The sequence below is a fragment of the Pelotomaculum sp. FP genome (assembly GCF_004369245.1).
Lineage (GTDB): Bacteria > Bacillota > Desulfotomaculia > Desulfotomaculales > Pelotomaculaceae > Pelotomaculum_C > Pelotomaculum_C schinkii.
This window is the reverse complement of record NZ_QFGB01000031.1, coordinates 34,996-49,090: the sequence shown is the minus strand read 5'-3', so window position 1 is coordinate 49,090 and position 14,095 is coordinate 34,996. Positions and strand designations below refer to the sequence as shown.

Genomic DNA, 14,095 nt, shown 5'->3' with positions numbered 1-14,095 from the left:
GGCATTTTGCATCACTTTTGGGAGAAGTGACTGAGGTTTATCAGGAGCCGGATACGAGGCCCGTAAGTCCGGTTCTGTGAGAGGGATAACGCCGCAGAAAATTACTGCGGCGCTACCCTACTCGATTTTTTCATAATAGTAATTGACCTTTGGGATATACCCTGGGACAATCACGGTAGAACCGATGGCGGGGCAGTTCAAATCCTCCTGCACTTTAAGTGCTTTTAAAGACTGCTCCCGGCCTGGTGGCAACCGCTTACGCGCGGGTTGCACGCCCCAAGAGGTTCTCCCTTCAGCAAGGAGCATTACACCAATCTCTTTAGGTGAGTGCTCATCGGCAAGGTTGCTATTACACCAGGTTTCCAGGGATACCCCAAAATATTGGTTTCTTTAAGTTCATCTGAAAGGAGGTGTTGATACATGGGCCGTACTCTTTTTGTCGGCATTGACATAGGGGCCGACACCAATGTAGTTTAGAATCCTTGATGATACCGGCAACGATGTCTGTGGATTCACGGTCTCCAACGACCTCCCTGGAACGGAAAGATTTGTCGAAAAAGTAGTTGATACAGCTGATGCCTTACCCGCCGACAAGGTCAAGATTGGCATGGAGGCCACCAACCTTTACTGGTGGCATCTGTCCCAGGCACTTCATGATGACCCTCAGTTAACAGCTCTCAGAACTGAAATCGCTGTGATTAATCCCAAGGTCATTGATGGGTTTAAGCGTATCTACACAGATATACCCAAGACAGATGCCCTAGACGCCAGGGTTATTGCTGCATTGCTTGCGGTTTGGACGAGTCCGTCCAACACCACCTCCCGACATGAGGTATGCACCTTTGCAACGGCTAACCCGGTTTCGCTATCACATGGTGAGTAACCTGACCAGGGAAAAGAACAGGGTCTTGAACCTGATTTTTCTTAAGTTCTCCACATACAAGAAGGACTGTCCTTTCTCGAACCTGTTTGGTCAGGCTTCTTCAGCGGTGATTGGAAACTTAACTCCTGACCAGATCGCTGCGATGCCTGTGGAAGAACTGGTAGATTTGATACTGCAACACGGAAACCAGCGGTTAAAGGATGTTCCCGAAATGGCCAAGACTATCAAAAGAGCTGCCCGCAACTCCTACCGCTTAAACCCGAAAATGCAAGAGTCTGTGGACATTACTCTGGCCATGTCCCTTGAAACCATTCGGTTCTTTGAAAGCCAGCAAAAGAAAATCGACCAAGCCATCGCTAAAGAGATAAAGGCCATTCCACACACATTGGAAACAATTCCTGGCATCGGACCGGTTTACGCAACCGGCATAGTTGCTGAAATCGGTGACATATCAAGGTTTGACAATCATAATGCTCTTGCCAAATTTGCGGGCTTAACCTGGCGTGAGAATCAGTTAAGTAAGTTCAACGCCCAGGATATTCCCCTGACCAGGTCCGGTAATTATTATCTGCGGTATTACCTTGTAGAAGCGGCCAACTCCGTCCGGGTGTGGGAGCCGGAGTACGCTGAATTCTACCGCAGGAACTTTACCGAGGCCAGGCATCATAACCATAAACGTGCAGTAGTCCTTACGGCCCGCAAACTCGTTCGCATGGTCTTCACGTTGCTGAGTGAGGGCCAAATCTACAAGCAAAGGAGGCTTTCTTAACCAATACTTTACAATTCTCACTTTTTTGTATAACTGGGAGTCTCTTACGATTGCTGGGAAGGATATTTGTTGCCTTTTTTACATAATGGTCAAAAAAATTTCCAATTCAGGGACTTGACATTTTACCGCGGGTCTTTAATTTCTGATTCTGGATTTCCGTTGAAATCTAAATTTAGATGTGTTTAAATAGAAGCAGTGGTTCAGGCTAGGTTGCTATGGGTACAAGGCTGTAAGTTTGTTCCCCGGTTTACCTACCGAACCACTATTATACTTTTTGGGTTCCGGGGGGGCTCGATTTTTTTGATAATAAATCACATTCTCACCTCCTATGTTTGGGTAGGATAGCATTGGCATCAGTGACAACAAGGGTAAATAATATCCATTTGTTTCTCTATTACTACCAATATCCTTCTATTATTTTTATTTTTTTCTATTTATATCCAGCATGCATCGACATATTTCGACTAAAAATTGGAGCATTGAACATTATCGAAGGTACCTAAAGCTTGTTTCAGCCCGGACTTTATTAGTAATAAATTGGGCAAATTCTTTTAAATATCGCGTCTCCGGCCGGGTACCCACGTGTATCGTTAACTTATTTAAAATAATCAAGGTCGTACATCAGCACTTTCTTTGCTTATTGCTCGCTTAACAGATTTTGCGCATAAGAAATTGTTTAATATAACATGTCCTGACCTAAATAAAACAGGATATATTTACACCCAATTATACTAACTATATAGTTTGCCTGGTACAGGCGAAGTGTTGTTCCTGCTCACTTCGATACTCAGTGCAAGATGCGCGCCGCAACTCGCTTCGGTCCAAACTAGCGGCGCTGTAAAGACGGCGATGAGCTTAAAAAGCCCCGGCTATAATAAAAAAAAGCAGCCTTCGCGGTCAGCTTTAAAACATACTTTTACCTGTTTTAACTCAGTAAATTTATTTTATGATAGTTAGGGTTCGTTTATTATTCTAAAACAGAATGCGACTTACTATGAGTACCTTAAAATGGCATCCGGTTCAAGCATTTCAAGTGAAATTGAAAATGGAGGTTTCTGCTAGGCCTTTGCATACTGCATTTCTACGGGGTCATGTGCGAATGAATTCGCACCTCGTATATACTTGTGGTAAAACCTTAGCCTACACAAAGGTTAACCTCTTTAGAACATAGAATTCTTTTGGCAATGTCTGAGGGCAGCGTTTCGCACCTTGAGGTAAATGGCCTCGTAATGCAGGATGCTGCCTCGGCTTTGTGAGACAAGACTCGAATAAGTAATGCGACGCATAACGAACGAGGCAGAGTTTGCTCCAAAGCTGAGGGTTCCCTTAGCAGCAATATCATGCTTTGGAGGGGATTAAATGTTCTTTATTGGCGTGGACATTGGCAAAAACCAACATGAAGCAACTGTACTGGATAGTGTAGGTAAACCGGTCGGAAACTCTATCCGCTTCCATAATGATGAGGATGGTTTCCGGCAACTTTGGGAAACAATACCTGCCCAGCCACGCCAATTTGCAATGAAGGGTACTGGCCATTACTGGCTAAACCTTTATACCTTCCTGGTAAGCAAAGAAGAAAAGGTTCTGGTGATTAACCCCATCCAAACCGAGGCATTTCGGCGAGGCCAGATCCGAAGGACCAAGACAGATCGCCGTGATTCCTGGGTAATTGCCGAGCTTTTGAGGACCAACGCTGTACATGCGAGTTATGTTCCTGAACAGCGAGTACAACAAATACGCGACCTGACCCGTTTTCGCTTTGGCTTAGTGGACCAAGTAAGTGATTTAAAACGACAGTTACTTACGGTACTGGATCGGGTGTTTCCCGAGTTTGAAAAGATTTTTTCTAACCCATTTATCCGCTCAGCCCGGGAGCTTTTAAGGACGGTCCCTCTACCAGAGGAAATCGTCAATTTTGACCTCTCCGAACTGAGTACCTTGTTGGCTGAAGCAAGCAGGGGTCGCTTCAAAGATACCAAGGCTCAAGAGATAAAGAAGGTTGCAGGCTGCTCTGTTGGTACCCGGTTTAGTCAGGACGCTGCACGCCTACAGATTCGCTGTCTGTTGGAACACATTGAGTTTTCTAGAAGCCCAGATAGCCGATATTGAAGCGCAACTAGAGGAGTTGGTACAAAACCAAGATCAGTATCTTTGCACAATTCCAGGGATCAGTACAACAATAGCAGCGGTCTTACTGGGTGAAATCGGAGATATTAACCGTTTTGAAAAGGTGGAGCAATTGGCTGCCTATGCAGGCATTGATCCAACCACTGTTCAGTCAGGTGAGTTTACCGGTAGTAAGAACCATATGTCTAAACGTGGCTCACCATATCTTCGCAGAGCATTGTGGTTGGCTGCTACACCAGCCCGTAATAATGACCCTGGTTTGCAGTCCTTTTATGAAAAGAAACTTGCTGAAGGTAAGCACCACAGCACTGTTACAGGTGCTGTTTGCCGTAAGCTACTTAATCGAGTCTTTGTAATTCTCAAAGAGCATAACCTTATGAAAAACTGTAAATATTACTTGACTTTATATAGTAGGCTGCATTTTTAAGGTAGAAAAAAGCAAAACCCCCTTGCAAAAGGAGGTTTGCTTTTTTTTAAAATTATTTTACTGGTTTTTATCGCTTTGGTCCTCAGTCTGGTTGGTTTTGTTGGGTTTTGTAACCGGGATGGCCGGGTTGACCGGAGCTCCAGTTTGTTCCGGCGTAATACCCTGGCCGTGTATAGTGCAGGTCTCAGTAGGCACACGCTGGGCGTAATCCAGTACGGTGGCAGGGACCGGGTAGGGCAGTTTAATCAGTGGTTTGATAATCCGGTCAGGACAGTACTGGTTGGGGAGCTGCCCGCTGGCCGCGCAAACTTCCACAAAGACATGCACATTATCCTGCTCCGTTGGCACTGTTCCTTCAGCAAACAAGTCCGTTACCAAAGAGTCGGCAGGTGTGTTTGGCCCCGGCAAAAGACCGGACTTGCTGTCGACCGTTGCCGAGATTACCCCGGCCGGCCGGTTGAAGTCCTGGACCGGAAGGCCGCTTAAGGCTTTGCTCATAATTTCCTGCCAGATTTTGGCCGGATACATGCCGCCATAAGCCTGCGGCATAGATGTGGGAGTATCGTAGCCGATCCACACTGCCGCCGTAAGCTCGGGGGTATAACCAACAAACCAGATGTCCTTACCTTCGTCGGTGGTCCCGGTTTTGCCCGCCGCCGGTCTCCCGATTTGGGCGCCGGTTCCGGTACCGCTCTGGATCACCGAGCGCAGCATGTCTGTAATCAGATAAGCGGTGGTAGCCTTCATGGCCGATCGCTGCTTGGAGACATGCTGATCGAGGATGATCCCGTCTGCTTTTTCAACTCTAATGATGGCGGTAGGCTCAATGTACACACCATGGTTGGCAAAAGCGCCATATGCAGCCGCCATCTGCAGCGGTGTCACCCCTTCATGCAGGCCGCCAAGCGCCATGCTGAGGCCGTGCACGTCCGGATCAAGATTTATGCCAAGCCCGGATGCAAACCGGACAGCATTATTAATCCCGGTGTCATTTAAAAGTTTTACGGCAACTATGTTCACTGAACGGGTAAGAGCCTCCCGCAGGGTTAGCAAGCCCCGGAAGACACCGTCAGAGTTGCGTGGCGAGTAGGAGCCATAGCTTACCGGGACATCGTCAACCACCGAGGCAGCCCCGCGTCCAAGGTATTCAATGGCCGGCCCGTAAGCTGCTATTGGTTTGAAGGCGGAGCCTGGCTGCCGTGTTGTCTGACTGGCCCGGTTCCAGGACCTCTTCTGAGTATGCTCGCGTCCTCCTACCAGAGCTACAATATGGCCGGTGTCGGGATCAATGACTACTGCCGCACCCTGCGGCTGCATGACACCATTGGCATCTGCGCTTGAGGAGGGGAAGTTGGAGGACCTGCTCATAGCTGCCTCGGCAATCAGCTGTATTTTAGGATCAAGGGAGGTGTATACCTTAAGACCTCCTTTGAATACCTCAGCCTCGCCGTACTTTTCAATCAGTTGTTCAGTTACGTAATCAAGAAAATATGGATACGGGTACTGTCGTTGGGAAACCTCATTGGTGTCCAGCTTCAGTTCCGTATCCTTGGCCTGGTTAGCTTGCTCTTGAGAGATAAAATTGTTCTTGACCATGCTGTTTAGTACAGCGTTACGCCTTGAAATAACGGTATTAATTTGTTTTTCTTTTTCCTGGCCTTCCAAAGTATAAATTTTAAATGGGTTGTAGGCGCTTGGCGCCTGAGGAAGTCCGGCCAGCAGGGCTCCCTCCTCAAGGGTAAGCTCGCTTACATCTTTACCAAAAAAGGTCTGGGCAGCGGCCTGAATGCCGTAGGCGCCTTGACCGAAGAATGTATTATTGAGATACATCTCCAAGATTTCGTCCTTGGTGTAGCGTCTTTCCACCTGGAAGGCCAGGATAACTTCCTGGATTTTCCTCTTGAGGGTTTGGTCAAGGCTCAGAAAAGAGACTTTGACCAGCTGCTGGGTAATGGTGCTGCCTCCCTCAACGATTTGCCTGGAGATCAGATCGGACCAGGCGGCCCTGGCAATACCGCGGATGCTGATGCCGTGGTGTTGGTAGAAAGCCGGGTCTTCTATGGCCAAAAAGGCGTTCTTAACATTGTCGGGGATTTCCTCTAAATCAACCGGAACGCTGTTTTTAAGACCAACATTGGTAACCAGGTTGCCGTCCTTGTCGTAAATCATGGTGGAGGCGCCGGATTCCAGGGCGCCCGGGCTGATGACCGGCAAATCCCTGATACTGGTAAAGAGCACGGCCGCCAGCACGCAGCCGGCGCCTATAATGGCGATGCCCAGCAGAAGAAAAAAGAACCGTGAAAGTTTTAACTTCCTTTTTAACCTTCTTGCCAAGTCTTTGATCCTCCATTTAAACAATTTACTGAATTATAACATATCCTTAAGGGCATGTAATAAACAAATATTACCTGTTGGGTAAAGCAAAAAATAAGGCCTCCTGTGGAGGACCTTATCGGAAATTTTATCATCAAAAGGGGTCGAAGGGTGGAAAGTTGGGAGGCAGGTTCGGTTTTTGTATTGGGGTCACCGGCATCTGTGGTAAGGCTGCATAAGGCAGGGGAATGGTAATAATCTGACCGGGGTAAATCAAGTTGGGATTGGTAATTTGGGGATTGAACTGCAATAGTGCCCCCGGCGGGATATTATACCTTAATGCGATTGAAGTCAACGTATCTCCAGGCTGGATAATGTAAAGCGACCCCTTTGGTATGGGGCTTACACCTGCGATTGGAATATGGATAATCTGCCCGGGGTAGATGGCATTCGGATTTACAAGTATTGGGTTGACTCTGACAATGTCTTCAACAGTGACACCAAAGCGGGCCGCGATGGATGTTAACGTATCACCGGGCTGGATGACGTAGTCCATAAGGACACCTCCTTTTTCCCTATAATATTCTTCAGTGGTAGAAAGTGTAACCGGAAGGGACCCTGCTTTCAAAAAAGCCCTCCCTGACATCGTTCACGGTTACAAAGATATGGTCCCGGCGAGGAGAAGATCCGCCTGAAGATGGGCATAAAAAAAAACGGCTCAAGATAACCTCGATTATCTGGCCTTGCTTGAGCTTCACCCTCCGGCGCCGCTCTCCATCTACGCAATCGATGAGCCGTCTTGTTCATCGGTACCGGTGATGTTGGCATTGCCGGTGGTGAAGGTGATAACTTTGTCGGTTCCCAACAGCTTTTGATTGGCGCCCTGAAGGTTTTCGGAGATGGTCAGGATATAGACAGTATTTCTATGTAAGCCGTGCCGGGGATGGATAATGATTTCCTTTTTCTTCTCGGAATTATCATTCGGTTCAGCCATGGTAACATCTATCTCAACGGGCTGCTTCTTGCTGCTTTCCATAGAAAAGCACTGCAGATTGTGGTTCCGCACCGCATTGGCAACGACGTTGCTGGAAAATGTCAGCCTGATATCGGTATTAACCGGAACATTCTCGTCGCCGGATGAGATATTGCTGCCGTCCAGTGTCAGTGAAAGATAAGGACTGCACAGTTTCTTGTTAAAGGGCGTGATGTCTATGATTTCGTACGTTGAAAATGTGATCGTGTGGTTTTCTTTCAGATATTTGTAGTTATTGGCTTGCAAGAGTTTGGATATGTTCAGCTTATACGCCCTTCCGTCAGTAAGCCGGATCTGGGGCCTAACAATAAAGGTCCTTTCAGCTCTCTGCCCAAGCATTTTTTTGTTTCCGGGTATGACATCGATAGGCACTTCTTTCATCCCGTCGTCAAACAGATGGAAGCCCGTCATATTCCTCTTCGTGCCGTCCGGGATCCGGTGATCCATGATGGCGGAAACATTGGCAGAGAAGACCAACTCAATTTCAAAACCATCCTTATCAGGGTGGTTAAGATTAATTGCCTGTAAGGTTAATGGGTTCTCACCAGCCGCGTGTCCCTGGGAAAGCGAGGAGATAAATAAATCAAGCGCATCAACCTGTTCGACCGGGAGTTTTCGTATATTGCCGACGATCCTGTTGATCTTCGGCGATTCAGGTTCACTCAACAACTCTTCACCGAGCAACTCGCCTAAACTCATCCCCAGCCCAAGTGATAGTTTCCTCAGAGTCTCAAGCGTCGGCTGCTTTTCTCCGGATTCAATTCTCCAGATAAACGACTGGCTTAGACCGGATTGTTTGGATAACTTGGATGTTGAAAGCATCTGGCGTTCTCTAATCTGTTTCAAGCGATTACCAAAGTTCATGGATGCAGGTCATCTCCCTAGTAAGGATTATGCCATAATTTCAGACAATAAACAATATTTGGTTGTCTGATTCGGTTGCTGCATTTATCAGAATATCTTATTGCTCATTTCATTACTAAACAAAAACATACATAACAAAATAAAATAATTTAATATGTAGTTTTTCATCATGTTAAATTATGCTATAATATATATTGCCTAAAGGCATATGGTTTTGATGCCCACAAGGATGGGCTGTGCAGCTCAATTTAAAATGACGGAAACATATATAACGAGACAAAAATGCATCTAAGCATCTTCTTGCTGGAGAGTTTGTTTTTTTGGGGGGGGGAGAGCCGGGAACACAATTGCTGTACCAACGGGATATTAAAAGAAAGAGGGGGGAAAAAACGCCTTCAGATAAGGCTATTGTATTGATAGTTAAGCAATTAATCATCAATTAAAAAGGAGGAACTAAGGCTCATGCGTTTTAAAGCAAAGTGTCGCGCCCTGTCCTGGCTGCTCACGGCATTGATGTTGCTATCGTCGTTCCTTAATATCATGCCGTTGACTGTAGCAGGCGCAGAAACGGATACAACTCCGCCCGCCTGGGAAAACGGTACGCTCAATGCCACCGCTGTGACTGATCAAAGCCTGACCCTGGACTGGTCCGGCGCCCAGGATGACACCGGGGTGACGGGCTACATAGTATATGAGAACAGCTCTGTGCTGACCATGGTGTATGGGGCCGATACCTGTGACGTCAGCGGCCTGCAGCCCGCAGCATCCTACAATTTCGCAGTGCAGGCGCTGGATGCGGCCGGCAATGAAAGCACAACCGGACCCGGCGTCACAGTAACAACGACACAAGTTGCTTCGGGTTCAACAGATCAAACTGCACCCACCTGGACTGACGGAGTGCTCAACACGGCTAATATAACAGCGACCGGCTTGACTCTAAATTGGTCGGGAGCAAGCGATGACACGGCTGTAACCGGTTATAAAGTCTACCAGGGGACAGAACTTCTGGTTGCTCTGGGGGATGTTACAACTTATGACGTCAGTGGCCTGAGTGCTGCCAGCGCATATACCTTTACAGTACAAGCCCTGGATGCGGCCGGCAATGAAAGCAGTAACGGACCTACGGCCACTGCAACAACTGCAACGACTGCAACAACTGCAGCAACACCTGAAAGCGATGCCACAGCGCCCGCATGGCCGTCCGACAGCACCTTGACGGCGAGTAATGTGGCTCAAAACAGTCTGACCCTGACTTGGACTGGGGCCACCGACGATGTGGGTGTGACGGGCTACCAAATTTACCAGGACAATACGGTTCTGACGACAGTCGATGGAAACACATTGAATTACAATGTCACCGGGCTAACCGCCGGCACTCCATATAGCTTTAAAGTCGAAGCCGGTGATGCGGCGGGCAACTGGAGCAGCGGCGGCCCGTCTGCTGATGTGACTACAGCAGCTGCTGTAACCGCGGACACCAGAGTCACCGCTTATCTGGCCAGCATCAACAGCGATAACATTACTTCAACGAATATAGAAGCAATTGACAGCAGTGTATTGGCGCCGCTAAACCCCATTATTAAACTGAAGTTTGCCTATAATGTGATAGCTAACACTGCCCAGAATATCAACTGTATTACTTTGCTGGACAGCAGCGGCCAGCAGGTGCCAAACGTGAATGTATTTAGTTTGGGAGATACAAGTAATACACAAAATCCCGAGAAAACCAACTTATTTGTTCAACCCCAGACCCAGTTAACTCCCAACTCAACTTATAAGATTGTCGTATCACCGGACGTTACCTTTAAAAATGGAAGTACACTGGGTGAGCCTGCGGTGGAGATTCCCTTTACCACAGTGGCGGACATCCCTGACGTTGCTTTGACAAGCGCCTTGCTGTCCGGCCAGACATTAACTTTGACCGGACTACCTGATGGAGCCGAACTGGAATACCGGATTGTTACCGGCAGCACCTCTGGTGACTGGACTGCCCTGCCCTATACGGGAACGACGGCGGCAATTGACGCTGCTGCATTAAGCATCCTTACCGGAACCAGTCAGGTGGAAGTGCGGGTCAAAGGCGGGGATGGCGCAACAGTCAGCAAGACTGTCTTCCTGACCGAGGACGGGAACCAAGTGGAGATGCAAAACGGCGTTCCTCTTTGTTTTGAAGACAATGTCACCGTCACGGCGGAAAACCTCGATTCTGCTGCGACCAACCGGGTCAGTCTAAAGCGTACTGTTATCAATAAAAAGTATTATATCACTCCAGTAGGGTTTGCTTATGAGGTTTATCTCCAGGGTGCCGGAGACGGTAAGAAAGTAACCCTTACCTTCCCGGTGGACCCGAGCCCGGATATCAACAAGATGTCTGTATATACCGGAGATCTGCTGTACCTGACCCCGGACCGCAGTCAGGCTGATAAACACCTCATCAGTATAACCACCACCGATGTGCCGGAAGCGGGCGGGACTTTTGTCTATCAAGTTTTCTACGATAATACCGTACCAGGACCGGTAGCTTTTACAGCCCCTCCCACTGTTGATATCGAGAACCATAAAATTGTCTTCCCGCAGATCCAGTGCTATGACAACGACTGTATCAGTTATGTCGAAGTGTACAGGAACGGCCAAATGATCGGTTACGTTGACGGCTCCGGCGGGTTCGGAAGCGCTAAATTTATAGATTCCGATCCTACTCTGCAGGTGGGTCAAACTTACGCCTACAACATGAAAGCCTATGACCGCATGGGCAACTGGGACTGGTGTACTAATAATGCACCCCCGCCAGGTGAAATACCCAACCAGACCGGGGATGTCAAGGTGCTGTTCAGTGCTAATGCCGATGTATTTGCCACAATCAGGCAGCAGCTCGAAGACGGGACTATTCCCATCGTCTATGCCGACGGCGACAATGCCGACCATGTGATTGCCGATATCAAACTACCTTGGACCACATCCGTGGATGAGCAGGTCCGTATTTGGTGGACTTCGAGTGATCCGGAAATCATCAAGTTAACATCTGCAGAATCTGCTATGGTGGTTAAACCAGCTGACGGTAGTGATAGAGTGGTAACCCTGACGGCAACGATAAAACGCGGTGAAGTAATTGATCCTGTCACTGTATCGAAACAGCTGCGGGTGACCTGGGAACCATGGGCCAACGGGGTTATGCCTGTTCATACCTTGTCTGAACTCCAGTATGCTATAAATCAGGACAATATTCAGACGGTTATTCTTAAAGATGGTTTTCCTAATTTTCCCAATAATGTCTTTGATGCCAAGGGCAAGACCCTTGTAGTGGGGCCATTTGCAGTTAATGCTATTAACGGCGCCGGTGTTAATATTATTATTAAGAATGCCGTAATTGATGCTAATGGCTCCGAATACCCCGGCTTATTGGACCCGGCATTAGGCTATTCATTTGTAGCTCTGGCGCAAAGCCGTAGCGGTTATGACTTTGAAAACGTGGAATTCAAGGGTGGGGAAAACCTGGACAGCTTCATCTTGTCCCATGGCGGCAGCCTCGTGCTTACCAATTGCCGCTTCGGCAGCACCAAGGTTGCGCCTGTTATCGTTACACAGGGTAATGCGGTCAATGAGCCCACGGGCATCAGGATTGAGAACTGTACCTTCGACGGCGCCGGCAAACCTGGCTATGGTGTACTCTACGATAAAATCGGAACCCTTACCGCTGTTAACAACAACATTACAGGATACCAGGGAACCATGACCAGCGGCGGACCTTCGGCCGGATTACTGATCACCCCGGGCCGTACTGCGACCCTGATCGGGAACAAGATCAGCAATTGTGATGACGGCATTTTAGTTCAAACCAAGTCGACAGCCAATACCGTCATCAATGGTGTAAAGATCACCGATGCGGCGTCTGCAGCGACTGCGGGAACAGCCTTGCTGACAAATAATGAACTGACCGCCGGCAGCGGACCGGTAGTTGTTGTCAACAACGTGGACAGTGTTTTCCATCCGGTGGTCTTGTATCAGGCGGCAACGGATGACCAGACTGCCTCCTCCCCGGGAGCGCCTGCCTGGGCGGCGAACAGTACCCTCACCGCCAGTGCCATTGATGAAACGGAACTGACTCTCACCTGGATCGGAGCCAGTGATACCGTGGGAGTGACCGGATACCGGGTGTACCAGGGAGCTGACCTGATCGCTATAGTCAGTAATACTTCCTGCCATGTCACCGGCCTGCGGCCCGGTCAAACCTATCAGTTCAGAGTTGAAGCCGGCAATGCCGAGGGGAAATGGAGTCTGGACGGTCCTGTTACCACTGCTGCGACTCTGCCCAATACTCTCCCGGTCTGGCCGGAAGGCAGTAAGGTCACTGTAACTGCAGTAAACCCCAACAGTGTAATACTGAGTTGGACCCCGGCTACTGATAAAGAGGGGCTCCACGCCTATTGGATCGGTGTTAATGGTCAAAGGACAGCCCGCTGGACTGCACCGGGCTGCCTGGGCTGTGAAGTTAATGAATTACAACCGGATACCGAGTATACTTTCCAGATCTATGCTGAAGACGCGTTGAGCAGGTTGTATAGCCCCGGTCCCAGTGTAACCGCCAGGACAGCAGCCAGCTCCGCTATGAACTGGTCCATAAATAACAAAATTATTGTCAGCAACCTCAACAGCACCAGTCTTACCTTGAATTGGGCGCAGCCCTGGCAGAGCGCCAGTTCAGGATTGCAGTACAAACTGTACCAGAATGGCGAAGTATTGACTACTTTCACTTACGGCTACACCCTTCTTCCCTTTACCTGCCGCTACAATGTAACGGGACTGCAACCAGGGACGACTTACAACTTCAAGTTGGAGTTAATGGATACAGAGAATTCCGAAACCACAGATGGTCCCAGCATCTCCGTCACCACTCCGGCTCAGGGCAGCCAGAGCGGATACATCGGGCAGCCGGTGGATATCTATTTTCAGGGCGATACGGAATGGATGAATTCAATCAGTGACGTGCTCCTAGGAGTTCAGGGTGCCTGGCCGGAGCTTGGTACTTCTGTTTTCAACCAGTGCACCATAACCACGGGCCATATCCTGATTGCTGCCGGTGTGTTTGAAAATCCCAAGAATGATACGGTAGTGATCAGGGCCAACGGGTATCCGGATATTTTTGTCAACCAGATCATGGTTGCAGATTCCTCTTCAAAATTATTGGCGCCATCCCTGGCAGCGGCTGTTAATAACACCGTCGGCCTGTCAGTGAAGCTAACCTTTGCCGACAATGAAGCCTGGCGGGCGGCCATTACCGGCATAACCGTAGACGGTGCGGTTGTGGACAAGGCCCGGTACAGCGTCGCTGCCGGTGTCATCACTATTGATTCGAGTGTTTTTACTGCAGCCAAAGACTATGCAATCGTAGTAAACGCCACAGGTTATAACGACGCTGCGGTTACCCAAACCATGAAGGCATTAGCTAGCAATACCTGGGGTGATGTAAACAATGATGGTACAGTTAATATCCTGGATGTTGTGCAGGCAGTAAACTTTGCGCTTGGCAAGGCAACTCCGACTGCGGCGCAGTTAAATGCTGCCGACCTCAATGGTGATGGTAATATCAATATCCTGGATGTGGTGCAGATGGTGAAAAAGGCTGTAGGAAATTGATGGCAGGATAAGCAACTTTGGTAAACCATTAAAAAATTGCAGGAA

8 protein-coding genes are annotated in these 14,095 nt (G+C 48.6%); 5 read left to right on the top strand and 3 right to left on the bottom strand.

What is annotated here, in order from left to right; translation table 11 throughout:
- Window positions 1-478: 478 nt before the first annotated feature.
- The 4 genes from Psfp_RS22050 to Psfp_RS12860 all read left to right on the top strand — a co-directional run bounded on the left by Psfp_RS22050 (window position 479) and on the right by Psfp_RS12860 (window position 4,206).
- Window positions 479-883, top strand: coding sequence for an IS110 family transposase (locus tag Psfp_RS22050; protein WP_243120632.1), 405 nt, complete (start codon window positions 479-481; stop codon window positions 881-883).
- Window positions 828-1,652 (top strand): IS110 family transposase, encoded by an 825-nt coding sequence (locus Psfp_RS12870; RefSeq protein ID WP_243120630.1) that lies wholly within the window; start codon window positions 828-830, stop codon window positions 1,650-1,652. The genes Psfp_RS22050 and Psfp_RS12870 overlap by 56 nt, the downstream gene beginning before the upstream one ends.
- A gap of 1,359 nt (window positions 1,653-3,011) precedes the next feature.
- Window positions 3,012-3,761, top strand: coding sequence for a transposase (locus Psfp_RS12865; protein ID WP_134218945.1), 750 nt, complete (start codon window positions 3,012-3,014; stop codon window positions 3,759-3,761).
- On the top strand, window positions 3,727-4,206 hold the full coding sequence (locus Psfp_RS12860; RefSeq protein WP_192895420.1) for a transposase: 480 nt from the start codon (window positions 3,727-3,729) through the stop codon (window positions 4,204-4,206). Before Psfp_RS12865 ends, Psfp_RS12860 begins: the two co-directional genes overlap by 35 nt.
- Before the next feature lie 57 nt (window positions 4,207-4,263).
- On the opposite strand, the gene Psfp_RS12855 is transcribed toward Psfp_RS12860, so the two are convergent.
- The 3 genes from Psfp_RS12855 to Psfp_RS12845 form a co-directional block, all read right to left on the bottom strand.
- The gene (locus tag Psfp_RS12855) at window positions 4,264-6,540 is read right to left on the bottom strand and encodes a penicillin-binding protein 1A (RefSeq protein ID WP_134218943.1); all 2,277 of its coding nucleotides are present in this window, start codon (window positions 6,538-6,540) and stop codon (window positions 4,264-4,266) included.
- Between the two features lie 133 nt (window positions 6,541-6,673).
- Window positions 6,674-7,075 carry a LysM domain-containing protein gene (locus Psfp_RS12850; protein ID WP_190258610.1) on the bottom strand — a complete coding sequence of 134 codons (402 nt, stop codon included), beginning with the start codon at window positions 7,073-7,075 and terminating at the stop codon, window positions 6,674-6,676.
- 222 nt (window positions 7,076-7,297) lie between these two features.
- Window positions 7,298-8,416: an Ig-like domain-containing protein gene (locus Psfp_RS12845; RefSeq protein WP_134218941.1), complete on the bottom strand. Its 1,119-nt coding sequence runs from the start codon at window positions 8,414-8,416 to the stop codon at window positions 7,298-7,300.
- Between the two features lie 462 nt (window positions 8,417-8,878).
- Between Psfp_RS12845 and Psfp_RS12840 the strand changes: the two genes are divergently transcribed.
- Entirely contained in the window at window positions 8,879-14,050 is a 5,172-nt protein-coding gene (locus Psfp_RS12840; protein WP_134218940.1) for a fibronectin type III domain-containing protein, read from the top strand.
- Window positions 14,051-14,095: the final 45 nt, after the last annotated feature.

Excerpts from the sequence above, each read along its gene's own strand:
- Psfp_RS12865 (WP_134218945.1), top strand. The coding sequence starts at position 3,012 with ATGTTCTTTATTGGCGTGGACATTGGCAAAAACCAACATGAAGCAACT.
- Psfp_RS12850 (WP_190258610.1), bottom strand. The coding sequence starts at position 7,075 with ATGGACTACGTCATCCAGCCCGGTGATACGTTAACATCCATCGCGGCC.
- Psfp_RS12840 (WP_134218940.1), top strand. The coding sequence starts at position 8,879 with ATGCGTTTTAAAGCAAAGTGTCGCGCCCTGTCCTGGCTGCTCACGGCA.
- Psfp_RS12870 (WP_243120630.1), top strand. The coding sequence starts at position 828 with ATGAGGTATGCACCTTTGCAACGGCTAACCCGGTTTCGCTATCACATG.
- Psfp_RS12845 (WP_134218941.1), bottom strand. The coding sequence starts at position 8,416 with ATGAACTTTGGTAATCGCTTGAAACAGATTAGAGAACGCCAGATGCTT.